The sequence below is a fragment of the Rhodoferax sp. TS-BS-61-7 genome (assembly GCF_002943465.1).
Taxonomy (GTDB): domain Bacteria; phylum Pseudomonadota; class Gammaproteobacteria; order Burkholderiales; family Burkholderiaceae_C; genus Allorhodoferax.
The window spans coordinates 1-26,337 of sequence record NZ_PTQY01000001.1; the positions used below are offsets into that span (position 1 = coordinate 1).

Annotated in this window: 20 protein-coding genes and 1 pseudogene; 10 read left to right on the top strand and 11 right to left on the bottom strand. The window is 63.7% G+C overall.

What is annotated here, in order from left to right; genetic code table 11:
- Positions 1-185: 185 nt before the first annotated feature.
- Complete coding sequence (locus C5F53_RS00005) at positions 186-3,362, bottom strand: EAL domain-containing protein (RefSeq protein WP_105259310.1); 3,177 nt, start codon at positions 3,360-3,362, stop codon at positions 186-188.
- A 67-nt stretch (positions 3,363-3,429) separates the two neighbouring features.
- A complete protein-coding gene (icmF, locus tag C5F53_RS00010; protein ID WP_105259311.1) occupies positions 3,430-6,723 on the bottom strand; it encodes a fused isobutyryl-CoA mutase/GTPase IcmF in 3,294 nt (1,097 codons plus the stop codon).
- Positions 6,724-6,953: 230 nt separating this feature from the next.
- Between icmF and C5F53_RS00015 the strand changes: the two genes are divergently transcribed.
- The 9 genes and pseudogenes from C5F53_RS00015 to C5F53_RS00050 all read left to right on the top strand — a co-directional run bounded on the left by C5F53_RS00015 (position 6,954) and on the right by C5F53_RS00050 (position 16,176).
- Positions 6,954-8,156 carry an ROK family protein gene (locus C5F53_RS00015; protein ID WP_105259312.1) on the top strand — a complete coding sequence of 401 codons (1,203 nt, stop codon included), beginning with the start codon at positions 6,954-6,956 and terminating at the stop codon, positions 8,154-8,156.
- Between the two features lie 62 nt (positions 8,157-8,218).
- Positions 8,219-9,709, top strand: a complete 1,491-nt coding sequence (locus tag C5F53_RS00020; protein ID WP_105260321.1) for a sugar ABC transporter ATP-binding protein — start codon at positions 8,219-8,221, stop codon at positions 9,707-9,709.
- On the top strand, positions 9,690-10,697 hold the full coding sequence (locus C5F53_RS00025) for an ABC transporter permease (RefSeq protein ID WP_105259313.1): 1,008 nt from the start codon (positions 9,690-9,692) through the stop codon (positions 10,695-10,697). The genes C5F53_RS00020 and C5F53_RS00025 overlap by 20 nt, the downstream gene beginning before the upstream one ends.
- A gap of 150 nt (positions 10,698-10,847) precedes the next feature.
- Entirely contained in the window at positions 10,848-11,810 is a 963-nt protein-coding gene (locus C5F53_RS00030; protein WP_105259314.1) for a substrate-binding domain-containing protein, read from the top strand.
- A gap of 118 nt (positions 11,811-11,928) precedes the next feature.
- Positions 11,929-12,942 (top strand): sugar phosphate isomerase/epimerase, encoded by a 1,014-nt coding sequence (locus C5F53_RS00035; protein WP_105259315.1) that lies wholly within the window; start codon positions 11,929-11,931, stop codon positions 12,940-12,942.
- A complete protein-coding gene (locus C5F53_RS00040) occupies positions 12,939-14,135 on the top strand; it encodes a Gfo/Idh/MocA family protein (protein ID WP_236635153.1) in 1,197 nt (398 codons plus the stop codon). The genes C5F53_RS00035 and C5F53_RS00040 overlap by 4 nt, the downstream gene beginning before the upstream one ends.
- A gap of 87 nt (positions 14,136-14,222) precedes the next feature.
- Positions 14,223-14,723: pseudogene (locus C5F53_RS20380) on the top strand (MBL fold metallo-hydrolase); the annotation flags it as partial.
- A gap of 174 nt (positions 14,724-14,897) precedes the next feature.
- Positions 14,898-15,335 (top strand): rhodanese-like domain-containing protein, encoded by a 438-nt coding sequence (locus C5F53_RS20385; RefSeq protein WP_236635225.1) that lies wholly within the window; start codon positions 14,898-14,900, stop codon positions 15,333-15,335.
- A gap of 46 nt (positions 15,336-15,381) precedes the next feature.
- Positions 15,382-16,176, top strand: a complete 795-nt coding sequence (locus tag C5F53_RS00050; RefSeq protein WP_105260323.1) for a type III pantothenate kinase — start codon at positions 15,382-15,384, stop codon at positions 16,174-16,176.
- Here C5F53_RS00050 and C5F53_RS00055 read toward each other — a convergent pair.
- Both C5F53_RS00055 and C5F53_RS00060 read right to left on the bottom strand, forming a co-directional pair.
- Positions 16,173-16,784, bottom strand: coding sequence for a hypothetical protein (locus C5F53_RS00055; protein WP_146097252.1), 612 nt, complete (start codon positions 16,782-16,784; stop codon positions 16,173-16,175). The two genes, C5F53_RS00050 and C5F53_RS00055, sit on opposite strands and share 4 nt — an antisense overlap.
- 28 nt (positions 16,785-16,812) lie before the next feature.
- Positions 16,813-18,018 (bottom strand): M20 aminoacylase family protein, encoded by a 1,206-nt coding sequence (locus C5F53_RS00060; RefSeq protein ID WP_105259318.1) that lies wholly within the window; start codon positions 18,016-18,018, stop codon positions 16,813-16,815.
- A 76-nt stretch (positions 18,019-18,094) separates the two neighbouring features.
- Here C5F53_RS00060 and C5F53_RS00065 point away from each other — a divergent pair, with 76 nt between their 5' ends.
- Positions 18,095-20,185: a molybdopterin-dependent oxidoreductase gene (locus C5F53_RS00065; protein WP_105259319.1), complete on the top strand. Its 2,091-nt coding sequence runs from the start codon at positions 18,095-18,097 to the stop codon at positions 20,183-20,185.
- Between the two features lie 419 nt (positions 20,186-20,604).
- Here the strand turns inward: C5F53_RS00065 and C5F53_RS00070 are convergent, their stop codons facing one another.
- From C5F53_RS00070 to ligK, 7 genes are all read right to left on the bottom strand, one after another.
- The gene (locus tag C5F53_RS00070) at positions 20,605-21,054 is read right to left on the bottom strand and encodes a DUF2721 domain-containing protein (protein WP_105259320.1); all 450 of its coding nucleotides are present in this window, start codon (positions 21,052-21,054) and stop codon (positions 20,605-20,607) included.
- Between the two features lie 67 nt (positions 21,055-21,121).
- Positions 21,122-22,084 carry a Gfo/Idh/MocA family oxidoreductase gene (locus C5F53_RS00075; protein ID WP_105259321.1) on the bottom strand — a complete coding sequence of 321 codons (963 nt, stop codon included), beginning with the start codon at positions 22,082-22,084 and terminating at the stop codon, positions 21,122-21,124.
- Entirely contained in the window at positions 22,084-22,977 is an 894-nt protein-coding gene (locus C5F53_RS00080; protein ID WP_105260324.1) for a class III extradiol dioxygenase subunit beta, read from the bottom strand. The genes C5F53_RS00075 and C5F53_RS00080 overlap by 1 nt, the downstream gene beginning before the upstream one ends.
- A gap of 4 nt (positions 22,978-22,981) precedes the next feature.
- On the bottom strand, positions 22,982-23,419 hold the full coding sequence (gene ligA, locus C5F53_RS00085) for a protocatechuate 4,5-dioxygenase subunit alpha (RefSeq protein ID WP_105259322.1): 438 nt from the start codon (positions 23,417-23,419) through the stop codon (positions 22,982-22,984).
- A 1-nt stretch (position 23,420) separates the two neighbouring features.
- Complete coding sequence (locus C5F53_RS00090; protein WP_105260325.1) at positions 23,421-24,341, bottom strand: amidohydrolase family protein; 921 nt, start codon at positions 24,339-24,341, stop codon at positions 23,421-23,423.
- Between the two features lie 5 nt (positions 24,342-24,346).
- The gene (locus C5F53_RS00095) at positions 24,347-25,612 is read right to left on the bottom strand and encodes an ABC transporter substrate-binding protein (RefSeq protein WP_146097253.1); all 1,266 of its coding nucleotides are present in this window, start codon (positions 25,610-25,612) and stop codon (positions 24,347-24,349) included.
- A 19-nt stretch (positions 25,613-25,631) separates the two neighbouring features.
- Entirely contained in the window at positions 25,632-26,315 is a 684-nt protein-coding gene (gene ligK, locus C5F53_RS00100) for a 4-carboxy-4-hydroxy-2-oxoadipate aldolase/oxaloacetate decarboxylase (protein ID WP_105259324.1), read from the bottom strand.
- Between the last annotated feature and the right edge of the window lie 22 nt (positions 26,316-26,337).

Consider the following 26,337-nt stretch of genomic DNA (forward strand, 5'->3'; position numbering starts at 1 on the left):
GGCTGAGGTGGTTGTGGGTCATTGGCAAACCTGTCGGTGTAGGAACCAAAAGGCTAACCAATTCACTCCATCCTCAGCCCTTCGTCATGCGCTCATGAGGTGTCGCAATTCGATTTGGAAATCAAGAAATAGGGCTCTAGCCCACGTAGATACTGCGCAAGCAGCTCCTGAATCTATAGCAAACCTCAGCGCCCGCGGCGCCGGTCGGGCCGCTCCTCTTGGGCCTGCAGCCAGGCCACCCAGTCGTCTACGGCCAGCGGGCGGCTGAAGCAGTAGCCCTGCAGCTCGTCGCAGCCCAGCGCGGTCAGCGTCTGGGCGGTGGGCAGGTTTTCCACGCCCTCGGCCACCACCTTCAGGCCCAGCGTGTGGCCTAAGGCAATCACCGCGTGCACGATGGCCGCGTCGGCGCTGTCATCCAGCATGCCGTAAACGAAGGACTGGTCGACCTTGAGCTTGTCGATCTCGAAGCGCTTGAGGTACGCCAGGCTGGAGTAACCGGTGCCAAAGTCGTCGATGGCAATGTGCACGCCCAACGCCTTGAGCGCACTCACCTGCGCCTGCGCGGCTACCGGGTTGTCCATCAGCTGTGACTCGGTAAGCTCCAGCTCCAGCAGGCCGGGCTCCATGCCTGAGGCCTCCAGCACGCCGCGCAGCTGGTCCACCAGCTCCGGGTCGGCCAGCTGCGCCACCGACAGGTTGACCGACAGCTCCAGCCCCTTGCACAGGCCCTGCGCCTGCAGCGCCACCCACTGGGCGCAGGCCTCGCGCAGCACCCACAAGCCGATCGGCTTGATCAGGCCCGTCTCTTCGGCCAGATGAATAAAGTGGCTGGGCGCCACCTGCCCCAGCAGCGGGTTGTGCCAGCGCAGCAGGGCTTCGGCGCCCTGCACGCGGCGTGTGCGCGCGTTCAGGCGCGGCTGAAAGTGCAGGCTGAACTCGTCGTTGGCCAGCGCCTGGCGCAGCTGGCCCTCCATGGTCTGGCGGGCCTGCACACGCTGGTCGGTCTCGGGGGAGAAAAAACGCGCCATGTCGCGCCCCGCCGCCTTGGCCTCGTACATGGCGGCGTCGGCGCGGCGCATCAGTTCGTCCTGCGCGGTGGCATCTTCGGGGTACAGGGCCACGCCCACGCTGCACGACACGGTGAGGTTGTTGCCTTCCACCATGGCGCTTTGGCGCAGAGAAGGCATCAGGCGCTGGTTCACCATGCTGGACAGCTCCTCGCGATCCACCACATGGCGCAGGATGATGACGAACTCGTCCCCGCCCAGCCGACTCACGGTGTCGTCCGCGCGCACCGACATGCTCAGGCGCCGCGCCACGGTGCGCAGGAGGCCATCGCCAATGTGGTGGCCCAGGGTGTCATTGATGAACTTGAAGCGGTCCAGGTCGATGAACAACACAGCCACTTTTTCGCCCGAGTGTTGGGCCTGTGCCAAGGCCTCGGCCAGGCGCTGCTGGCACAGCGAGCGATTCGGCAGCTCGGTCAGCACATCGTGCTGGGCCAGAAAGCGGATGCGCTCTTCCTTGGCCTTGCGGTCGGTGATGTCGATGGAGATGCCGATGTAGTTGACCACCTCGCCGCTGGTGGCGCTTTTGTGCACCGCCGACACCATGAGCCAGGCTGGGTAACTCTCACCCGACTGCTTGCGGATGCGCACCTCACCCTGCCAGGCGTCCTTGTCCTCCAGGTCGGACCACACCATGTCCTGCGGGCTGTCCATCACATGGCCCAGGTCGTGGCCAATCACCTCGTAAAAATCGTAGGCCGTGCTGCGGCAGAAGGCGCGGTTCACGCTGATGATCTTGCGCGACTCGTCCATGATGATGATGCTCTCGCTGGAGGCCTCAAACACCTTGGCCCACAGCTCCAGGCGCTGCTCCATGACCTTGAGTTTGTTGATGGGCGCAAACGCCGTGAGGATGGCGTCGCGCCCCTGGAATTTGAGCCGCCGGGCTGACAGCACGGCCCAGGACGGTGCGCTACCACCCAGCCAACGCACCTCAAATTCGTCCACCGCGTCAAAGTCCGATAGGCGCTGAAAGAACCGACCACGAACGCTGGCCTCTAGCCCGGTGCGCCAGGGGTCTACGGTCAGCCCGCCTAGCCAGGGCTGGGCCGGGGCATTGGCGTGCAGCACCTCGTGATCGGGCACCGAGGTCACCACCATGGGCATGGGAAAGGCCTCCACCAGCTCCAACTGCGCTTCGGCCGCGCGGGCACTGGCCGCCAGCTCTTGCTGGGCCAGGCGGTCGTGGTCCAGCTGGGCCAGCATGCCGTTGAAGGCGGTGAACAGCTGGCCGATTTCGTCGCGGCTGTGCCAGCTGGCACGGCGTGTGTAGTCAGCGGTATGGCGCACATCATCGGCCACACGCGCCAGCGCCTGCAGCGGCCGCGCAATCTGGCTGGCTACCAAGTACACCAAACTCAAAATACAACCCAGCAGCAAGAGCGCGGTGCCCAGGTGCAGCCACATGCGCTGGAACAGACCGTCCACCCGCGCATCCAGCAGCAGCTGCATTTGCTCTAGCCCCACGCGCCAGGCATCGTCCAGCCCGGCCAGAGCGGCCTGGTAGGCCTGCTCCAGGGCCGCCGCCTCCTGGGCGCTCAGGCCGTCGGCCGAGGCAGCTTGCACGGTGCGCGAAAACTGGCGCGCCTGCAGCAGCAGCGCCGTGCGGGTGGCACCCAACCCGGCCTGCAGCTGCGGTGTGCCGGCCAGCCAGGCCTGTTCGTAATCGGACTCCATGCCCTGCAGCACGGCATCGAGTCGGCCCACCAGCGTGAGCAACTGGGCGCTGGGGTTTTGCCCTTGCGAGGTCTGGCCCCAGTGCTGCATGAAATCGCGCGTGTCGTACAGCACCTGCAAGAGTTCCGGAAAGCGCAGCACCGTGAGCGACATCACGTAATAACTGTCCAGGTCGGGGTCCAGAATCAGGTTGGACTGGTTGCCTACGATGGTGAGCAGGTCGCGCCCCTGCGACAAGAGCGCGGTTTTGTTGCCCTTGCTGGACGGCGTCTGCAGCAGGGTGTGCAGGCGCTGCGAGGCTTCGGTGGTGTGCAACGCGGCGTCATGCGCCTCGCGGATGGCGTCCAGCGCCTTCAAGTCATCGGCAAACCGGGGCGCCACCGCTTGCGGCGGCACGGCAGGCGCCGGCACCCGAAACACCCCCATCAAATTGCGCCGCACGACCTCGGCGTAGTGGGCGCCCACAATTTCCTTGCGCGCAAAGTCAATCGCCAGGTACTTCTCGTGGATCAGGATGCCCGAGACGTAGATAACAGCGGTCAGGTCGAGCAGGTAAATGAGGGTGAGCTTGCGCCCCACACTCAAACGGCCCAGCCACAGCGGAATTTTTGACAGCATCACGTGTCCTTCCCAACGAAGGAACACACCAAGCAATAAGCGCACCAACTTGGCGCAGGCTGCTTTTTTACATATTGCGCCGGTACTGCCCACCCACCTCAAACAGCGCGCTGGTGATCTGGCCCAGCGAGCAAACGCGCACGGCGTCCATCAGCACGTCAAACACGTTTTGGTTGTCGATGACGGCCTGCTGCAGCTTTTTGAGCATGGCGGGCGCCGCGTCTGCATGGCGAGTGTGGAAATCGGCCAGGCGTTTGAGCTGGTTTTGCTTTTCTTCATCGGTGCTGCGCGCCAGCTCCAGCTTCTCCATCACCTGGTCGCCATGCGGGTTGCGGAAGGTGTTGACGCCGATGATGGGCAGCTCGCCGGTGTGCTTGAGCATCTCGTAGTGCATCGACTCGTCCTGGATCTTGCCGCGCTGGTAGCCGGTTTCCATGGCACCCAACACACCGCCGCGCTCGGCAATGCTTTCAAACTCTTTGAGCACGGCCTCTTCCACCAACTCGGTCAGCTCTTCGATGATGAAGGCGCCTTGTGAAGGGTTCTCGTTCTTGGCCAGGCCCCACTCGCGGTTGATGATGAGCTGGATGGCCATGGCACGGCGCACGCTGTCTTCGGTGGGCGTGGTGATGGCCTCGTCGAATGCATTGGTGTGCAGGCTGTTGCAGTTGTCGTAGATCGCAATCAGCGCCTGCAGCGTGGTGCGGATGTCGTTGAACTGGATCTCCTGCGCGTGCAGACTGCGGCCACTGGTCTGGATGTGGTACTTGAGTTTCTGGCTGCGTTCGTTGGCGCCGTACTTCTCTTTCATCGCCACGGCCCAGATGCGGCGCGCCACGCGGCCCATCACGGTGTACTCCGGGTCCATGCCGTTGCTGAAGAAGAAGCTCAGGTTGGGCGCGAAGTCGTCGATGTGCATGCCGCGCGCCAGGTACGCCTCCACAAAGGTGAAGCCGTTGGACAGCGTGAACGCCAGTTGTGAAATCGGGTTCGCGCCCGCTTCGGCAATGTGGTACCCGCTGATGGACACACTGTAGAAATTGCGCACGTCGTGGTGCACAAAGTACTCGGCAATGTCGCCCATCACCTTCAATGAAAACTCTGTGCTGAAGATGCAGGTGTTTTGGCCCTGGTCTTCCTTCAGGATGTCGGCCTGCACCGTGCCGCGCACATTGGCCAGCACCCACTCCTTGATCTTGGCGACCTCAGTGTCAGTCGGCTGCCGGCCGTTGTCAGCCTGAAATTTTTCAATGTTCTGGTCGATGGCCGTGTTCATGAACATGGCCAGGATGCTGGGCGCGGGCCCGTTGATGGTCATGGACACGCTGGTGGACGGGCTGCACAAATCGAACCCGCCATACAGCACCTTCATGTCGTCCAACGTGGCAATGCTCACACCGCTGTTGCCCACCTTGCCGTAGATGTCAGGGCGCGGGTCGGGGTCGTTGCCGTAGAGCGTGACCGAGTCGAACGCGGTGCTCAGGCGCTTGGCGGCCATGCCGCAGGAGAGCAGCTTGAAACGTGTGTTGGTGCGAAACGCATCGCCCTCGCCCGCGAACATACGTGTGGGGTCTTCGCCCTCGCGCTTGAAGGCAAAGGTGCCTGCGGTGTAGGGGTAGCTGCCGGGCACGTTGTCCAGCATCAGCCACTGCAATACCTCGCCCTGGTCTTCGTACTGCGGCAGCGCCACCTTGCGGATGGTGGTGCCACTCAAACTCTTGGTGGTCAGCGCGGTGCGGATTTCCTTGTCGCGAATTTTCACCACGTACTCGTCGCCCGCGTAGGCCTTCTGCATCTCGGGCCACTGGGCCAGCAGCTTGCGCTCGGCCGCACCCATGCGCTCTTCGCGCTGGGCGGCCAGATCGTTCACGGCCAATACGGCACGCTCTTTGTCCGGGTTGGCCTCCTGCAGCATGCGGCCACTTTCGCGCAGTTGCTGGATTTCACGCGCCAATTTGGCCTGCTCGCGCGCACGCTTTTTGTAGCCGCGCACGGTGTCGCTGATCTCCGCCAGATACCGCGTGCGCGCCGCATTCACCACGGGCGTCTGGTTGCTGCTGTGACGCACCGCCACCTTGGGCAACATGCCGTCTTTCAATGGCACGCCCAGGGCCTGCAGACGCGGCAGCAGCGCCTGGTACAGCGCGGTCACGCCGTCGTCGTTGAAACGCGCGGCCATGGTGCCGAACACCGGCATCTGGTCGGTGGGTGTGGTCCAGGCTTCCTTGTTGCGCTGCACCTGCTTGGACACGTCGCGCAGCGCATCGCTGGCGCCCTTGCGGTCGAACTTGTTGATGGCCACAAACTCCGCAAAGTCCAGCATGTCGATTTTTTCGAGCTGGCTGGCCGCGCCGAACTCGGGCGTCATCACATACATGGGCACATCCACCAGCGGCGCAATGGCCGCATCGCCCTGGCCTATGCCCGAGGTTTCCACCACCACCAGATCGAAGCCCGCCACCTTGCAGGCGGCAATCACATCGGGCAAGGCGGCGCTGATTTCGGAGCCGAAGTCGCGCGTGGCCAGGCTGCGCATGAAGACGCGGTTGCCCTGCTGCCAAGGACTGATGGCATTCATGCGGATTCGGTCGCCCAGCAGCGCACCACCGCTCTTGCGGCGCGACGGGTCGATGGAGATCACCGCCACACGCAAGCTGTCGTTCTGGTCCAGCCGCAAGCGGCGGATCAGCTCGTCGGTGAGGCTGGACTTGCCGGCGCCACCGGTGCCGGTGATGCCCACCGCCGCTATTTTTTTAGTAGCTGCTTGCGCACGTATCTCTTGTGCTAGAGCCGGATTTACCTTGGAAGCCTCGATGGCGGTGAGCAACTGGGATAAAGCGCGCCAAGAGGCCTCGGTATGGCCCTGGATGGCAGTGAGGTCAGTGGGTGCCAGCGCGGTGATGTCCTTATCACACATCATCACCATCTCGCCAATCATGCCGGCGAGACCCATGCGCTGGCCATCTTCGGGGCTGTAGATGCGGGCCACGCCGTAGGCATGCAGCTCGCGGATTTCGGCCGACACGATGACGCCACCGCCGCCGCCAAACACCTGGATGTGCGCGCCGCCCCGGGCCTTCAACAAGTCCACCATGTACTTGAAGTACTCCACATGGCCGCCCTGGTAGGAGCTGATGGCGATGCCCTGCACGTCTTCCTGCAAGGCGGCCGTGACCACCTCGTCCACGCTGCGGTTGTGCCCCAAGTGGATGACCTCGGCACCCATGCCTTGCAGGATGCGGCGCATGATGTTGATGGCCGCGTCGTGCCCGTCAAACAGGCTGGCCGCGGTGACAAAACGCACCTTGTGCGTGGGGCGGTAGTTGGCCAGGGCCTTGAAGTCAGCGGACAGATCGGTCATGGGGGCGCTCGCAGAAAAGGGGCCAAAACTGGCGAATTGACGTTTACGTAAACGTCAACTGTAAACCAGTTCCCCCAACGCAGGCTTACGCATTTACCCGGCCCGAAACGGCGTGACTTTGGCCTGAATTTGGTCTAAGTTCGATCTTGTCTGGCTGAAGCACCCCCCATACGATTCGCCACCACCCCGAGCCAGACGATGGGTGGAACGAAAAATACAGGAGACAGACTTTGGCACCCTGGGACGATTTGTCTTTGGACGAGACCGCATTGCTGCAGGCCATTTTTTGGTCTGAGGGCAGCTCGCGCTTCGCGCTGGCCGACCGCTTGGAGTTTTCCAAGAGCAAAACCAATACCCTGATTGCGGGCCTGCTGGACGTGGGCCTGCTGGAAGAGTCCGGCCTGCGCGGCTCCACGGGCGGGCGCCGGCCCGAGACCATCAAGCTCAGCACCGACTTGGGCGTGCTGGTGGGCGTGGACCTGGGCGCCACCAGCCTGGACGTGGCCGTGCTGCGCCCCGACCTGACCGTGCTGGCCCGCCACACCGAAACCACCGACGTACGCAGCGGCCCCGGCGTGGTGCTGGCCCGGCTGCGCGTGTTGATGCGCCAGTTGCTGGGCCAATGCGGCGTGACGCCCAAACAGGTGATAGGCATCGGCATGGGTGTACCCGGCCCGGTGGACTTTGAACACGCCCAACTGGTGAATCCACCGCTGATGCCCGAGTGGGACAGCTTCTCGATCCGCGACTACCTGCGCGAGGAGTACAGCGCCCCGGTGTTTGTGGACAACGATGTGAACCTGATGGCGCTGGGCGAGCTGTGGCGCCTGCAAGGTGGGCTGCAAAACTTTTTGGTCATCAAGGTGGGCACCGGCATTGGCTGCGGCATCGTCTGCCATGGCGAGGTCTACCGCGGCGCCAATGGCTCGGCCGGTGATGTGGGCCATATCTGTGTGGACGTGGACGGCCCGCGCTGCCACTGCGGCAAGCTGGGCTGTGTGGAAGTGATGGCAGCGGCCCCCGCCATCGTGCGCTCGGCCACGGAGGCCGCCACCTCGGGAGAAAGCCCTTTGCTGGCAGCCTCGCTGGAAGCCAACGGCGTGATCACGCCCGAACTAGTAGGCCAGGCCAGCCGCAATGGCGATGCAGCGGCCAACCGCATCATCCAGGAATCGGGCAGTCGCATCGGGCAGATGCTGGCCTCGGTGGTGAACTTTTTTAACCCTTCGCATGTGTTCATTGGCGGCGGGCTCACGCGCACGGGGCCGCAGTTGCTGGCCTCGGTGCGGCAAAGCGTGTACCAGCGCTCGCTGGCCCTGTCCACACGGCACCTGGAGATCCAGTACACGCCCTTGGCCGAACGGGCTGGCGTAGTAGGCGCAGGGGTGCTGGCCATGCAAGAAACCTTGAAACACCGAAAGGCCAGCGCATGAGCGCCGCCCGGCCGCCCGAAGGCGCTCGCACCGCAGCCCGCCAGGGCGAAGGATCCCATCCTATGAACATTGAATTTCGCGGGACCACCAAGTCCTTTGGCCCGGTGCAAGTGCTGCACGGCGTGGACTTCTCCCTGCCCACCGGCCAGGTGCTGGGCCTGCTGGGCGAAAACGGCGCGGGCAAGTCCACGCTGATGAAAATCCTGGCCGGCTTTGAGCCTGCCACGGGCGGCAGCTTGCTCATCAACGGCACGGAGCACACCTTCACCAACTCCCGCGACGCCGAGGCCCAGGGCATTGTGCTGATCCACCAGGAATTCAGCCTGGCCGAAGACCTGACGATTGCGCAAAACCTGTTCCTGGGTCACGAGAAGAAACGCGGCTGGGGCGGCCTACTGCTGGATGAAGAGACCATGCGCGCCGAGGCGCAGGTCGCTATTGCCCAGGTAGGGTTGACCGCCGATGTGAACACGCGGGTGAAAGACCTGATCGTGGCCGAAAAACAGCTGGTGGAAATTGCGCGTGCGCTGTTGCGCAAGGCCCGCCTGCTGATCATGGACGAGCCCACGGCCACGCTGACGCCCACCGAGACCGAACGCCTGTTTGGCCTGATGCGCCAGCTGAAAAGCGAGGGCGTGACCCTGGTCTACATCTCGCACAAGCTGGACGAGGTGGAGCGCATGACCGACCAGGTGGTGGTGATGCGCGACGGCCGCTGTGTGGCCCAGCAGCCCACGGCCAGCCTCTCGCGCCAGCAAATGGCCAACCTGATGGTGGGCCGCGAACTGGCCGACCTGTACCCGCCCAAGGCCACGCCCCCCGCCGCCGCCACACCCGCACTGCGCGTGCAGGGCATGTGCGTGCCGAGCTGGGCGCAGGACGTGGGCTTTGAAGTGCGCCCCGGCGAGATTCTGGGCTTTGCCGGCCTGGTGGGTGCGGGCCGCACCGAGCTGTTCGAAGGCATCATGGGTCTGCGTGCCTGCACTGCAGGCACGGTAGAGCTGCAAGGCCGCGTGCAGACCATCCGCAACCCGCGCGACGCCGTGCGCCTGGGCCTCACCTACCTGAGCGAAGACCGCAAGGGCAAGGGCCTGCATGTGAACTTTGGCCTGCGCGAAAACCTGACGCTGATGGCGCTGGAGCGCTACGCCACGCCCTGGCTGCAACCCGCGCTGGAAGACCAGGCGCTGGCCGGCGCGGTGGACGAGTTTGGCATCCGTACCGGCAGTCTGCACATCAAGGCCTCCAGCCTGTCGGGCGGCAACCAGCAAAAGGTGGCGCTGGCCAAGGTGCTGCACCCCGGCCCCAAGGTGGTGGTGCTGGACGAACCCACGCGCGGCGTGGACGTGGGCGCCAAACGTGACATCTATTTACTCATTCAGAAACTGGCAAGCCAGGGCCTGGCCGTCGTCATTATTTCCAGCGAACTCATGGAGCTCATTGGCCTGTGCCACCGCGTGGCGGTGATGCGTGCGGGCCGGCTGCAAACCGTTCTGGAATCCCAACAACTCACCGAAGAGGAGCTCATCGCCCATGCCACAGGAACTCACTAAAACCACCGCCCCCGCTGCATCGCAGGCAGGCCAGTGGCTTGCCAAACTGCAGGGCATGGGCCCGGTGATCGGCCTGGTGCTGCTGTGCGTGGTGGGCACGCTGCTCAACAGCAACTTCGCCACGCTGGACAACATCACCAATGTGCTCACGCGCACGGCCTTTATCGGCATCATCGCCGTGGGCATGTGCTTCGTCATCGTGTCCGGCGGCATTGACCTGTCAGTGGGCTCCATGGCCGCGCTGATTGCGGGCAGCGTGATCCTGGCGATGAACTACCTGTCACCCAAGCTGGGCTCGCCCGTGGCCACGGTGGTGCTGGGCATGGCCCTGGCCCTGGTGCTGGGTGCAGCGTTTGGCCTGGCGCACGGCCTCTTGATTACCAAGGGGCGCATTGAGCCCTTCATCGTGACGCTGGGCACGCTGGGCATCTTCCGCGCCTACCTGACCTACTTCTCCAACGGTGGTGCCATCACACTGGACAACGACCTGACCGACATCTACAGCCCGGTGTACTACGGCAGCCTGGCGGGCATTCCCATCCCCGTGTGGGTGTTTCTGGCCGTGGCGCTGCTGGGCAGCGTGATCCTGAACCGCACCACCTTTGGCCGTTATGTGCAGGCCATTGGCTCCAACGAACAGGTGGCGCGCTACGCCGCCGTGGACGTGGACCGGGTGAAGGTGCTGACCTATGTGCTGCTGGGCGTATGCGTAGGCATTGCCACCCTGCTCTATGTGCCGCGCCTGGGCTCGGCTTCTCCCACTACCGGCCTGCTATGGGAGCTGGAAGCCATTGCCGCCGTCATCGTGGGTGGCACTGCACTCAAGGGTGGCGCGGGCACCATCACCGGCACGGTGGTAGGTGCCGTGCTGCTCTCCGTCATCAGCAACATCTTGAACCTGACCAGCATCATCAGCGTCTATTTGAACGCCGCCGTCCAAGGCATCGTGATCATCGCCGTCGCTTTCATGCAGCGGTCGAAAAGATGACAGCCCCCACGCTCCACCGCTACGCGGGTCGCTGCCCCCCGAGGGGGCGCTGCCCACCTTGGGGCGGCCCGGCGGCGGGCGTGCCTAAGTTTTTCCCCCAACCACAGCAACCGCTGTTTTTTTTAACCTGCACCTTAGGAGACACCTGAAATGAAAAAAATCACACGCAGACTCGCACTGACCGCCGTGGCCCTGGCCGCTCTGGGCAGCAACGCCAGCTTCGCCGCCGAGAAGGTCGTGCTGGGCGTGTCCATCCCGGCCGCAACGCACAGCTTCATGGCTGGCGTGGTGTTCTGGGCCAACCAGGCCAAGGCCGAGCTCGAAAAAGCCAACCCCGGCCTGCAAGTGATCGTCAAGACCGCCAGCGGCTCGCCCGAACAGGCCAACCAGCTGCAGGACTTGCTGACCGTGAACAAGATCAACGCCCTGGTAGTGTTGCCTTTTGAATCCGCCGCGTTGACCAAACCCGTAGCCCAACTAAAGGGCAAGGGCGTGTACGTGACCGTGGTGGACCGCGGCCTGACCGACACCAGCGCACAAGATGCCTACGTGGCCCCCAACAACACCACCTTTGGTGAAGTGCCGGCTGCCTACATCGGTAAGGCGCTGGGCGGCAAGGGCAATGTGGTGGTGTTGCGCGGCATCGCGTCCAACGTGGACAACGAACGCAACGACGCCTTCAACGGCGGCCTGAAAGCCTTCCCTGGCATCAAGGTGCTGGACGCCAAGTACGGCAACTGGAACCGCGACGATGCGTTCAAGGTCATGCAGGATTACCTGACCCGCTTCCCGCAGATCGACGCCGTCTGGGCGGCGGACGACGACATGTCGGTCGGCGTGCTCAAGGCTATCGACCAGGCCAAGCGCACCGACATCAAGCTGGTGTTCGGTGGTGCCGGCGCCAAGGGTTCCATCAAGACACTGATGGACGGCAGCGATGCGCGCATCCAGGCCAACGTGTCCTACTCGCCCAAGTTCATCTACGACGCGGTGAAGATGACTGCAGAAGCCCGCCTGAAAGGCGCCAAGCTGCCAGCCACCACCATCATTCCGTCGGTGCTGATCACCAAGGACACGGCCAAGAACTTCTACTTCCCGGACTCTCCGTTCTAAGCCGGTTGTAGATTTATAAGAAAAAGGCCTGTGGCGCCCATTGAATATGCGCAAGCAGCTATTAAAACAATAGCATTCAGCCACAGGCCCCCTCTCCCTTTTTCTCTGGAGCGTCTCCATGGCAAGACCTGTCACCTTGTTCACCGGCCAATGGGCCGACCTGCCCCTGGCCGAGCTGGCCCCCATGGCCAAACGTATGGGCTACGACGGCCTGGAGCTCGCCTGCTGGGGCGACCATTTCAATGTGCAGGAGGCACTGTCCTCCTCCACCTATGTGAAAGACAAACACGCCCTGCTGGCCAGCCACGGCCTGCGGTGCTTGGCGATTGGCAACCACCTGGTGGGCCAGGCCGTGTGCGACCGCATTGACGAACGCCACCAGTCCCTCCTGCCCGCCCATGTGTGGGGTGATGGCGACCCAGAAGGTGTGCGCCGTCGCGCCGCCGCCGAGCTGCAGGACACGGCCCGCGCCGCCAAGAAGTTTGGTGTCAAGACCGTGACCGGCTTCACCGGCTCGTCCATCTGGCATTCCATCTACGCCTTCCCGCCTACCACCCAGGCCTACTGGGACAAGGGCTTTGCTGACTTCGGCACGCGCTTCACGCCCATCCTCGATGTGTTTGAGTCGGTGGACGTGAACTTTGCGCTGGAGGTGCACCCCACCGAAATCGCGTTTGACATTGCCACCAGCGAACGTGCGCTGGCTGCGGTGAACCAGCACCCCCGCTTCGGCTTCAACTTCGACCCCAGCCACCTGGCCTACCAGGGGGTGGACTACATCCGCTTCATCCGCACCTTTGGCCCGCGCATCTTCAACGCGCACATGAAAGACGCCTGGTGGGGCAAGGGCGACGGCACCGTGGGCACCTTTGGCGGCCACACCAGCTTTGGCGATGCCCGCCGCACCTGGGACTTTCGCAGCGTGGGCCGCGGCATGATCGATTTCGAATCCATCATCGTCGCCCTCAACGACGTGGGCTACCAGGGCCCGCTGAGCGTGGAGTGGGAGGACAGCCGCATGGACCGCGAGCACGGCGCCACCGAAAGCGCGGCCTTCTGCAAGCGCCTGGATTTCAAACCGGCCGCCGGCGCATTTGACGCCGTGTTCGCCAAAGACCAGCAAGCCTCATGAGCCTTTCCCTCAACGCTTCTTATCCACCACGCCGCCTGCGCTATGCCATGGTGGGCGGTGGTCGCGACGCCTTTATCGGCGGCGTGCACCGCAAGGCTGCCGCGCTGGACGGCCAGATCGAACTGGTGGCCGGCGCCCTCTCCAGCAGCCCCGACAAGGCACGCGCCTCGGGCCGCGACCTGTTTCTGGCCGACGACCGCAACCACGGCAGCTGGCAAGAGCTGCTGGCCGACGAGCTGCGCCGCCCACCCGAAGAGCGCATCGACTTTGTTTCCATCGTCACACCCAACCATGTGCACTACCTCGTGGCCCAGGCCTTTGTAGAGGCCGGCTTCCATGTGGTCTGCGACAAACCGCTGGTACACACCGGCGCGCAGGCGCGCGACCTGGTGGCCGCCGTCAAGAAGCAGGGCACCGTGTTTGGCGTGACCTACAACTACACCGGCTACCCACTGGTGCGCCAGATGCGCCACATGGTGCAGAGCGGCGCCATCGGCACCGTGCGCAAGGTGGTGGTGGAGTACCACCAGGGTTGGCTGGCCACGGCCGTGGAAGACAGTGGCAGCAAACAGGCCGCCTGGCGCGTGGACCCGGCGCTGAGTGGCGCGGCCGGTGCCATGGGCGACATTGGCTCGCATGCCGAAAACCTGCTGAGTACCGTGACCGGGCTGGAGATTGAATCCCTCTGCGCCGACCTCAGCGCCATGGGCGCGGGCCGCACGCTGGACGACGACGGCAATATGCTGCTGCGCCTGCAGGGCGGTGCGCGCGGTGTACTCATCGCCTCACAGATCTGCACCGGCAGCGAGAACGACCTGCGCCTGCGCGTGAGCGGCACCACCGGCAGCCTGGTCTGGTGCCAGGAGAACCCCAACCAGCTGCAACACGCACCACTGGACGGCCCACTACGCACGCTGACCCGCGCCTCTACTGGGTTGTGTGAATCGGCAGTGCGCGCCTCGCGCCTGCCCTCGGGCCACCCGGAAGGTTTTATCGAGGCCTTTGCCAACGTCTACCTGGGCGTGGCAGCCGATATCCGCGCGCGCCTGCAAGGCGTGGCCGCCGACCCGCTGGCCGCGGACTACCCGCGCGTAGAAGACGGTGCACGCGGCGTGCACTTCATCGAGAAAGTGCTGGAATCGTCGCGCAGCACGCAGAAGTGGACCCATCTGGGCAACGCTCCCAAGGCTTGACCTGCGGCAAGGCCCGGGGCTGGGCAAATCCAGTACAGTGGCAAGGCGTGCTTACGCTTTGTTACCTGTCCACGGACCAGCCCCGCCATGCAACCCATCCAGCTCTTCGACCCGGCGTCCAGCACCTACACCTACATCCTGTTTGACGAGGCCAGCCGCGACGCACTGATCGTGGACCCGGTGGACGAACAGCTGGAGCGTGACCTGGCCACCCTGCGCCAATATGGTCTGAAATTGCAATGGGCCGTGGAGACCCACGCCCATGCCGACCACATCACCAGCGCGGCCCTGCTGGCCGAACACACCGGCGCCAAGACCGCCGCCCCCGCCGGCTGCGGCATTGGCACCGCCGCCGTGCAGTTGAACAATGGCGACACGCTGGCCTTTGGCACCGAATCCATCCGCGCGCTGCACACGCCCGGCCACACCAGCGGCAGCATGAGCTTCACCTGGCGCGACCATGTGTTCACCGGCGACACCTTGCTCATCGGCGGCTGCGGCCGCACCGACTTCCAATCCGGCAGCGCCGAAGACCTGTACCGCAGTCTCACCCAGGTACTGTTCGCCCTGCCCGACGCCACCACGGTCTGGCCAGGCCACGACTACCAGGGCCGCACGCGCAGCACCATTGGCACCGAAAAAACCAGCAACACCCGCGTTGCCGGCAAGACGCTGGCCGAGTTTGTGGCCACCATGGACAGCCTGAACCTGCCGCGGCCGCGCCGCATTGACGAAGCCGTGCCTGCCAACCTGAGCTCGGGCGTGCGCCATGACGCGGGCAGCGCGGGCGCCACGGCCGCCCAAGCCGCTGCTGGCTATGCGGGCGATGTGAGCGCCGAGCTGGCCTGCGCCTGGTGGCAGGCGGGCGAGGCCGTGCTGGTGGATGTGCGCAGCGATGCCGAACGCGAGTGGGTGGGTTTTGTGCCCGGTGCTGTGCCTCTGGCCTGGAAGCAATGGCCCGGCATGGCGATGAACCCGCAGTTCGATGCCGGCCTGCAAGCGGCGGTGCCTGCAGGAAAAAAAGTGGTATTGCTGTGCCGCAGCGGCGTGCGCTCGATTGCCGCCGCCAAACGTGCCACCGAGTTGGGCCTGGAGGCCTACAACATCCTCGAAGGCTTTGAGGGCGACCCCGATGCGAATGCCCAGCGCGGCCACCGCGGCGGCTGGCGCCTGCGCGGCCTGCCTTGGCGACAAGGCTAAAGCCCGCACAATACCGCCCAGAGACAACTCGACAACAAAAAAGACCATGACATTTCTAGCGCTGGACATCGGCAACACCCGCCTCAAGTGGGCCCAATACGCCAGCCCACAGCCCGGCTCCGCCCTGCTGGCCCAGGGCGCCGAGTTTTTGGAAAACATCGACAAACTCGGCGACGGCGCCTGGCGCGGCCTACAGCCCCCCCGCCACGTGCTCGGCTGCGTGGTGGCTGGCGACGCGGTGAAACGCCGCGTGCAGGAGCAGATGGACGCCTGGGATGTGTTGCCACAGTGGGTGGTGTCCAGCGAGGGCGAGGCAGGCCTGCGCAATGGCTACGACCACCCCACCCGCCTGGGCGCCGACCGCTGGGTGGCCATGATTGGCGCCTACCACCGCATGCGCGTGCAGGGCGCGCCGCGCCCCATGGTGGTGGTAATGGTGGGGACCGCGGTGACGGTAGAGGCCATTGATGCCGAAGGCAAGTTTTTGGGTGGGTTGATCTTGCCGGGCCACGGCATCATGCTGCGCGCGCTCGAATCGGGCACCGCCGGCCTGCATGTGCCCACAGGTGAGGTGCGCGAATTTCCCACCAACACCAGCGATGCACTGACCAGCGGCGGCACCTATGCCATTGCCGGTGCGGTAGAACGCATGGTGCAACATGTGAGCACCCACTGCGGCGCCGAGCCCAAATGCATCATGACGGGCGGTGCCGGCTGGAAGATGGCGCCCAGCATGACACGTCCGTTTGAGCTGGTCGACAACCTGATTTTTGACGGCTTGCTGCAGATGGCCCAAGGGCGCTATGCCCCTGCCACGCCCCCTGAGGCTGTACGGACCTAGAGGTCCAGCAGTTGCGAGAAATCGGTGTGGGTGGAGCTGGGGCTGTTGTCGGCAGACAGCACCGCGCTGCCTTCAAACGCATGCTCCATCACGCGCACATCGGGTTCACCGGGCAAAGCACCTGCCAACACGGCACGGTCCACCATACGCATGAGCAAGGCACGCGCGGCCTCTGGAGACTCACCCTGCAAATCCACAGTCGCGACCAGCGTTAAACGAACGGTCGCTACATCAGGGGTGCGCTGCGGCGCGCGTGATGCCGAACCACTGTCTTGCAACACCGACCCATCACGGGCCACAAACAGCACCCGCGAAGCCCCGCGCGGCGACAACACGTGGGACTGGCCATCCGCATTGACCACCAACATGGTGCCATTGGCAAAGTCCCGCGCCCAGGCAGTTTTGCCTCCCAGAAAGCCACGGATGCTGAAACCGTATTCCCGCGGAGACACAAAGTGCCGACCGCTGACGTCCAGCGAGGGATCGTCAATCTCCAGGTCGTCGTGGACAAAGGTGTAGCGGGTTACACCGGCTTGTAGCTGCCTCGGGGTCGCACGGGGCAGACCGGGGGGATGCTCTCGGGGACTGAGTTCACTCCAATTGGTCATAGTTACCTCCCGTTACATTCTCTGGGCATCATACTGAGTTCAGCGCCGGGTTGTGCAGCCACTGCTCGGCCAAGCGCACCCAGTAGGTGGCGCCCAAGGGCAGCAGCGCATCGTTGAAATCGTAGCTCGGGTTGTGCAACATACAAGGCCCGCCGCCATGGCCCATCTCGCGGTGGGCACCGTCGCCATTGGCAATAAAGCTGTAGCAGCCGGGTTTGGCCTGCAGCATGTAGGCAAAGTCTTCCGCCCCCATGGTGGGCTCTTGCGCCAGCACGTTTTCTTCACCCACGATGCTGGCCATCACCTTGCGGGCAAAGTCGGCCTCTTTGGCGCTGTTGATGGTGGGCGGATAGTTGCGCACAAACTCAAAGTCACATTGGGTGCCAAAGGCCGCACTGGTGTGCAGGGCCAGGTCGCGCATGCGCTGCTCGATCATGTCCAACACCTCAATCGTGAAGGTGCGCACCGTGCCCTGGATCTCGCAGTGGTCGGGGATCACATTCGTGGCCTCGCCCGTGTGGATCATGGTCACAGAGATCACGCCCGCGTCGATCGGTTTTTTGTTACGGCTAATGATGGTCTGGAACCCCTGCACCATCTGGCAGGCCACCACCACCGGGTCAATCGCGTTGTGCGGCATGGCGGCATGGCCACCTTTGCCGCGGATGACAATCTTGAATTCATTGCTGGACGCCATCACCGGCCCCGTGCTGGCGGCAAAGGTGCCGGCGCGCATGCCGGGCCAGTTGTGCATGCCAAACACGGCTTCCACTGGGAACTGCTCAAACAGGCCGTCCTTGATCATCTCGCGTGCACCGCCGCCGCCCTCTTCGGCCGGCTGGAACACCAGGTACACCGTGCCGTCAAAGTGGCGGTGTTGGGCCAGGTACTGGGCGGCGCCCAGCAGCATGGCGGTGTGGCCATCGTGGCCACAGGCGTGCATCTTGCCGGGGTGCTGGCTGGTGTGGGCAAAGGTGTTGAACTCCTGCATAGGCAGCGCGTCCATGTCAGCACGCAAGGCCAGTGCGCGGCTGGAGGTGCCAGCTTTCACAATACCCACCACGCCAGTGGTGCCCATACCGCGGTGGATGGGAATACCCCATTCGGTCAGCTTGGCGGCTACCAGATCGGCCGTGCGTACCTCTTCAAAACACAGCTCGGGGTGGGCATGCAAGTCGCGGCGCAAGGCGGCAATGTGGGGGGTATTGGCGACAATCGGATCGAGCAGTTTCATGGTCGGAACTCCAGCAGGGACAAGGATTGTGCACCGCCTGCACGCAGGCTATCGGCGGAGTCGCTAAAGTAGCACCATGCACCCAGAGAATTCATCCCCTGCGCCCGAGCACAAAGTCCTCGGCGCCTGCCCCCACGACTGCCCCGACACCTGCTCCATGGTGGTCACCGTGCGCGAGGGCATTGCCATCAAGGTCCAGGGCAACCCAGCCCACCCCGCCACCAACGGCGCACTGTGCACCAAGGTGTCGCGCTACACCGAGCGCAGCTACCACCCAGAACGCCTGTTGCAACCACTGCGCCGCGTAGGCCCCAAGGGCAGCGGCCAGTTCGAACCCGTGGGCTGGGACGAGGCCCTGGCCGACATTGCCCAGCGCCTGCAAACCATTGCTGCGCGCGACCCCGAGGCCATCCTGCCCTACAGCTACGCTGGCACCATGGGCCGCGTGCAGGGCGAAGGCATGGCGGCGCGCTTTTTCAACAAGCTGGGCGCCTCGCGCCTGGACCGCACCATCTGCGCCTCTGCCGGGGCCGAAGCCCTGACCCAGACCCTGGGCCACAAGGTGGGCATGCGCGTCGAGTTTTTTGCCGAGGCACAGCTGATCCTGATCTGGGGCAGCAACTCGATTGCCAGCAATGTGCATTTCTGGCGCTACGTACAAACCGCCAAGCGTAACGGCGCCAAGATCATCTGCATCGACCCGCGCCGCTCCGAGACGGCCGAAAAATGCCACCAGCACATCGCCCTGCTGCCCGGCACCGATGCCGCGCTGGCGCTGGGCCTGATGCACCAGCTCATCACCCACGATTGGCTGGACCACGACTACATCGCCCGCCACACACTGGGCTGGGACGCCCTGCGTGCCCGCGCACTGGAGTGGCCGCCCGAGCGCACCGCAGCCGTATGCGGCATCCCGGTGGACGAAGTGCAAGGCCTGGCGCGCGACTACGGCCAGACTGCACGCGCGGGCCAGCCCGTAGCCATTCGCATGAACTACGGCTTGCAGCGCGTGCGCGGTGGTGGCAACGCCGTGCGTGCCATTGCCTGTTTGCCAGCCCTGATCGGCGCCTGGCGCCACCGTGCGGGCGGCGTGCTGCTGTCCAGCTCGGGCCATGCCCCGGTGCAACAGGCCGCACTGGAACGGCCCGAACTTCTGGCCGGACGCAGCCCGCGCACCATCAACATGAGCACCATTGGCGACGACCTGCTGCGCCCCAGCAGTGCGGCCTTTGGCCCGGCCGTGGAAGCCGTCATCGTCTACAACAGCAACCCCGTGGCCGTAGCGCCGGAATCGACCAAGGTGGTGCAGGGCTTTGCGCGCGAAGACCTGTTTACCGTGGTGCTGGAACACTTCCAGACCGATACCGCCGACTACGCCGACTACGTGCTGCCCGCCACCACGCAGCTGGAGCACTGGGACGTGCACAGCAGCTACGGCCACACCGACGTGTTGCTGAACCGACCCTCCATCGCCCCACTGGGCCAGGCACGCACCAACACCCAGTTTTTCCGCGACCTGGCACGCCACATGGGTTACACCGAAACCGTGTTTGAAGAGAGCGACGAGAGCCTGTGCCGTACCGCCTTTGGCGACAAGGTGGACTTTGCGGCGATGCTGGCGCAGGGCTTTGCGCCCCTGCCCGTGCCCGAGACGCCGTTTGCCGAGGGCGGCTTCCCCACCCTCAGCGGCAAGTGCGAGTTCTTCAGCGCACGCCTAGCCGCCCGCGGCGAGGACGGCCTGCCCAACCATGTGCCCAACTACGAACCCGCCGGAGCCGACGCACGCTACCCGCTGGCCATGATCTCGCCACCCGCGCGCAACTTCCTCAACTCCACCTTTGTGAATGTGAAAAGCCTGCGCGACATCGAAGGCGAACCGCTGCTGGAAATCCACGCCAGCGACGCGGCTGCGCGCCAGATTGCCGATGGCGATGTAGTCCGCGTCTTCAACGGCCGCGGCACCCACGAGTGTGTGGCGCGCGTGTCGGAACGTGCGCGGCCTGGTGTGGTCAACGGGCTGGGTATCTGGTGGCGCAAGCTGGGGCGCGACGGGACCAATGTGAACGAGTTGACCAGCCAGCGTCTGACAGATATGGGGCGGGCGCCTACGTTTTATGACTGTGCGGTGGAGGTGGTGCGACTCTCTGCTGCGCCGGCTGGGTTGTGAATTAACGGGGCTTCGGTCCTAAGTTTTTTTGTTCGCCTGCACCGCTTTTTTTGGACACCCACTCCCCCAGCCCCTCGCCCCGTCGGCGAGGGGAGCTTTTTGAACAGCCGATTTGAGGGTCTTACTCCGGTCAAGGCCTTACAGGGAACGGTTGCTAGCGGTTGTAGTGACCGCAAAAGTGCAGGTGCGGAGCGACTGGCGGGCGCAGCCGCCAGCGTTGGCAAACACATCCCTACGAGGTATCTACAACCGTTGGCGCAGGCCGTGGCACGAGCTAACAGCGGCGACCTAACGCCAGTAGCCTAGTCTCCGGCGCACAAAAACCAAATATGGCTGTTAAAACGCTCCCCTCGCCGACGGGGCGAGGGGCTGGGGGAGTGGGTGTTAAAAAAGCGGTCTAACCCAGCAAAAAAAACCACCTAAGTGTTCTTCCGCGCAAAGTTCAGCAGCCGCGTGGCAATCAGCGTTTCGGCCATGAAACACAGCAAGGCCAGCAGAAAACACCCAACACCGCCCAGAAACGTGATGATGGATATGCGCAAGCCGGGGAAGTCGATGGTCTCGCCCAGGAACAGCACCATGATGGTCACCCCAATCAGGATGCCGCACAGCGTGAGCAGCGCGATACAGCTGTTGGCCAGCAGCCCCCGCGTGCGCAGCTCGGCCAGTTCAGCGTAGTTGGCATCCGTTTCCTCGGGGTGGGTCTGGTGCTTGATGTGCTGCTCCACCGTGCGCGCGCGGTCAATGATGCGGGCCAGCCGGCCGGCCACTGCGGCAATCATGCCGGACACCGCCGTGAGCAAAAACACCGGGGCTACCGAGAGCTGAATGCCATGCGAAACCGTGTCGGGGTCCAGGGGAAAAGCCATGCGCGTACCTCAATAAAAAACGCCATGCGGGCAGACAGCCGCATGGCGTTGCATTGTAGGACTGCGCTTAGCTCTGTTGCGCCAGTTGCTGCTCCAGCTGATGCAACACGCGGTAGCAGTCCAGCACGCGGCCCACGCTGGAGTTGGGTTCGCGGCCTTCTTTGATGGCGGCAAAGAATTCGCGGTCTTGCAGCTCGATGCCGTTCATGCTCACCGCCACCTGGCTCACGTCGATCTTCTCTTCCTTGCCGGTGAACAGGTCGTCGTAGCGCGCCAGGTAGGTGGCCGTGTCGCCGATATAGCGGAAGTAGGTGCCCAGGGGGCCGTCGTTGTTAAAGCTCAAGGACAAGGTGCAGATGGCACCGTTGGCCGCGCGCAGCTGGATGCTCATGTCCATGGCAATGCCCAGCACCGGGTGGATGGGCCCCTGGATGGCGTTGGCCTGCACGATGGGGCTGTTGGCCTGGTAGGCAAACAGGTCCACCGTGTGGGCGGCGTGGTGCCACAGCAAGTGGTCGGTCCAGCTACGGGCCTGGCCCAGCGCATTGGTGTTGGTGCGGCGGAAGAAGTAGGTCTGCACATCCATCTGCTGGATGTTGAACTTGCCAGCGGTGATCTGCTCATTCACATACTGGTGGCTGGGGTTGAAGCGGCGCGTGTGGCCACACATGGCAACCAGGCCAGTACGCTTTTGCTCCGCCACCACAGCGTCTGCACCCACCCAGCTGTCAGCCAAGGGAATTTCCACCTGCACGTGTTTGCCGGCCTTCAGGCAGGCCAGCGTTTGCTCGGCATGCATCTGGGTGGGTGTGCACAGAATCACCGCGTCCAACTCGGACAGCGCCAAGCTGTCGGCCAGTTCGGTGGTGACGTGACCAATGCCGTATTTGGCGGCTACTTCTTTGGTTTTTTCCAGGTCACGGCTGATTAGCGAGATGACTTCCACGCCATCGATGTTCTTGATGCCGTCCAGGTGTTTGATGCCAAAGGCACCGGCACCGGCCAGCGCGACTTTGATGGTTTTAGACATTAGTTGTTCTCCAAAATCAGATGGCCCACGGCCGTGTTGCTGGCGGGCACATGGTAAAAACGGTGCTTGACGCTTACAGAATGTGCGCGAGCAGCTATCAAATCTGTAGCATCGTACGGAACATCGGACATCGCGCCACGGGCGATCAACCACATCACCAGCTCAATGCCCTCACTGCCGGCCTCACGCACGTAGTCGATGTGCGGCGTGGCAGCACACGCCGCGGGGTCGGCAATCATTTTGTCCAGCCAGGCGTTGTCCCACTCGCGGTTGATGAGGCCGGCACGCGCACCCTGCAACTGGTGGCTCATGCCGCCCGTGCCCCAGATGTGCACGTTGAGGTCTTCGTCGTAACTTTCCACGGCTTTGCGGATGGCCTTGCCCAGGTTGAAGCAGCGCTGGCCGCTGGGCACGGGGTACTGCACCACGTTCACCGCGAAAGGAATCACCGGGCAGGGCCAGCTGTCCTTGACCGGGTCTTTCTCGCCGCACATCAGGCTCAAGGGCACGGTCAGGCCATGGTCCACATCCATCTTGTTGACGATGGTGAGGTCAAAGTCCTGCTGGATGACCGAGTGCGCAATGTGTGCGGCCAGGTCGGGGTGGCCTTGCACTTTGGGCACAGGGCGAGGACCAAAGCCCTCGTCCGCGGGGATGTACTCCGCAGCAGTGCCGATGGCAAAGGTGGGAATCATGTCCAGGCTGAAGGCCGTGGCGTGGTCGTTGAAGACCAGAATGATCACGTCGGGCTTGTTGTCCTTCATCCATTGTTTGGAGAAGTCATAACCCGCGAACAGCGGCTTCCAATAGTCTTCCTGGGTCTTGCCAAGGTCCATGGCCGCACCGATGGCGGGCACGTGGGAGGTGAATACAGAGGCGGTAATTTTGGCCATGGTTTCAGTCTTTCTTGCCAGCTTGGCCTTGGGGTTGGCGGTGGGCTTGGGCATCGCCGTCTTCACCGATTTTGCGATTACCTTCGGCTGAGCGACCGCCGCCAATCATCATGGCGCGGTATTCCTCTTCGGTCATGCCGGTCATGCTGCCCGCCATCTGCTGGAAGCTGCGGCCATGTGTGGCACCAATCTTGGCCAGGAAGTAGATGTTGCCGCCCAGCTGCATGGCGCGGTTCAGGTCCATGTCGATCACGGCCTGGCGCTGGTCTTCGCTCATGGGCCATTCATTCAAGTAGGCGCGTTGGTCGGCCTTGAAGCGCACACGGTTCTCGGCTTTCATGAGGCTCATGCAGAACTGGTTGAGCCAGTAGCCCTTGCGGCTTTGCTCGGCATCAAAAATGATGGTGCCAGGAATGTCCTGGTAGGGTTTGTCGAGTGCCATATCAGTCTTTCAAAGTTTCAGGCCAATAGAGGCGATTCGGGTTGTCCACCAGCAGCTTGTGCTGCAGTTCGGCGGTGGGTGCAATGTGCGGGATAAAGTCCACCAACAGACCATCGTCGGGCATGTGGTCCTTGAGGTTGGGGTGCGGCCAGTCGGTGCCCCACAACACGCGGTCAGGGAACTGCTCGACGATGCGCTTGGCAAACGGGATCACATCGCGATAGGCATTCTGTTCACCGTTCAAGGCCTTGGGGCCACTGACCGACAGGCGCTCGGGGCAGCTCACCTTGCTCCACACATTCTGGTGCTCGCGCATAAACTTTTCAAACAAGGCGAACTGCGGCCCGTCCACCGGCAGCGACACATCCGGGCGGCCCATGTGGTCCACCACCACGGTGGTGGGCAGCGCGGTGAAGAAGTCCCACAGCTCGGGCAGATCCACTGCTTCAAAATAGATCACCACATGCCAACCCCACTTGGCAATGCGCCCGGCAATCTCCATCAGCTCGTCCTTGGGCGTGAAGTCCACCAGGCGCTTGACGAAGTTGAAGCGCACACCGCGCACACCCGCATCGTGCATGGCCTGGATCTCTTCATCCGTCACGCTGCGCTTGACCGTGGCCACGCCGCGCGCCTTGCCCTTGCTGGCCAGCAGTGCGTCCACCATGGCACGGTTGTCGGAGCCGTGGCAGGTGGCCTGCACGATCACGTTTTTCTCAAACCCCAGGTGGTCGCGCAGGGCGAACAGCTGGTGCTTGGAGGCGTCGCAGGGCGTGTACTTGCGTTCGGGTGCGAAGGGGAACTCGGCACCGGGGCCAAACACATGGCAATGCGCGTCCACTGCGCCCGCAGGCACCTGGAAGCGGGGTGTGGCGGGGCCGGTGTACCAATCCATCCAGCCGGGGGTTTTTTCAAAGTTCATGGTGTTCACTTGGCTTTGGAGACAGGGGGAACGGATGCCACCGCCGGTGCAGCACCGGGCAAGGCGGCAGCTACGGTGCGGCGAAACTCCGCAGAATTCATGGCAATCTGGCTGCGGTTGGGCAGCTCGACCTGCCCGCCCTCAATGGAGCGTACGGTGGCCAACACGCGCGGCCGCCCTTCGCGGATGACCACGAAATAACTTTCTCGGTTCAGCTCGCCAAAGAAGTCGTAGCCGGTAGAGCTGAGCAACTCCGGGTACTTGCGGATGTCAAAACGCGTGTCCTTCACGGCCTTGAGGAACAGGGCCTGGTCGACCTTGCCCGCCAGCTCCAAGCCGGCCTTGATCAGCTGCACCACAAAGAAGCCTTTGATCGCGTTGTGGTCTGGGCGCGCGCCGTAGCGCGTGATGTAACGCGCGGTGAACGACTGCACCTGCGGCGTGGGCGCATCCACCGACGCGATCATGTGGGCGAACACGCCCTCTGCGCCACCAGCCGCACCATCCACCACCGTTTGCGCAGCCACCAGGCCGTCGGTAAAGATGGGCTTGTTAAAACCTTGCTTGCGCAGTTCCTTGAGCAGGCCGATCGCCTCGGTCTCGGTGGTGTAGAACAGCAGCGCTTCGGGTTGGGCGGCGATCAAATCGGCGATGTCCTTGCTGAAATCGGTTTGCCCGGGTTTGATGGCACGGTCAAAACTCACATTGACGTTGCGCCGCTTGAGCACCTCCGCCAGCGCGGCCTTGCCGTCGCGCCCAAAGTCGTTGTCGATGGACATGAGCGCCAGGCTTTTGGGCTCCAGCCCATAGGCCACAAACGAGGCCAGGCGCGGGGCCGAGGCCGTTTGCGAGAGCGAGCTGCGCATCAGCGTAGGGTGGAACTTGCGCGTGAGCGACGCGGCCTCGCCACCCGTGAAGTGCGGGATGCCGGTGGTGGTGGTGACGGGCATGGACGCCAGCGTGAGCCCGGAAAACACCGGCCCCAAAACGGCAAAAGGCTTACCCGCCACGGCCTGGCCCATGGCCTCTTTGGCGGCATCGGGTTTGGTGTCGATGTCGAACTGGGTCAGTGCCAGCTTTTGCCCCAGCACGCCACCACTGCCATTGATCTCGTCAATGGCCATGCGGTAACCGTTCTTAAAACTGGTGCCGGCCAGGGTACCGGGGCCCTTGGCCTCGGTCACACCGGCCAGCGGGATTTGCGCCTGGCAGGCCAGGGCAGCAGCGCCCGCCAAGCAGCACAGGGCACGAAGCAGGGCACGAGGCGTCATGGCGTGGCTGGGGCGCACGTCAGTCGATGTATTTCAAGCCCGCGGCCGCCAGCGGCTCGCGCATCTTGTACATGTCCAGCCCCAGCACGCCAGCAGCCAGCCTCTCGCGCTTTTCACCCTCAAAGCTTTCACGCTTCTGGGCAGCGGCCAAGGTGGCAACGGCTTTAGCGGCGGGCACGCAGACCACACCGTCGTCATCCGCCACGATCACGTCACCGGGCGTCACCAGCATGCCGGCGCAGACGATGGGGATGTTGACCGAGCCCAGCGTGGCTTTGATGGTGCCCTTGCTGCTGATGGCCTTGCTCCACACGGGGAAGCCCATGCGCTGCAGCTCTTTCACGTCACGCACACCGCCGTCGATGATGAGGGCACGCGCACCGCGGGCCTGGAAGGAGGTGGCCAGCAGGTCGCCAAAGAAGCCGTCGGTGCACTCGGCGGTGACGGTGGCTACCACGATGTCACCGGGCTGGATTTGCTCGGCCGCCACATGCATCATCCAGTTGTCGCCTGGCTGCAGCAACACGGTGACTGCCGTGCCGGACACTTGGACACCGCTTTGAATGGGGCGCATATAAGGCTTGAGCAGGCCCACGCGGCCCATGGCCTCGTGCACAGTGGCGGAGCCGAGGGCGGCCAGGCCGTCTGCGGCTGCGCGGTCTGCGCGGGTGATGTTTTTGTAGACAACGCCTAGTTCGTACATATTCATTTCTCCTCAGTATTTC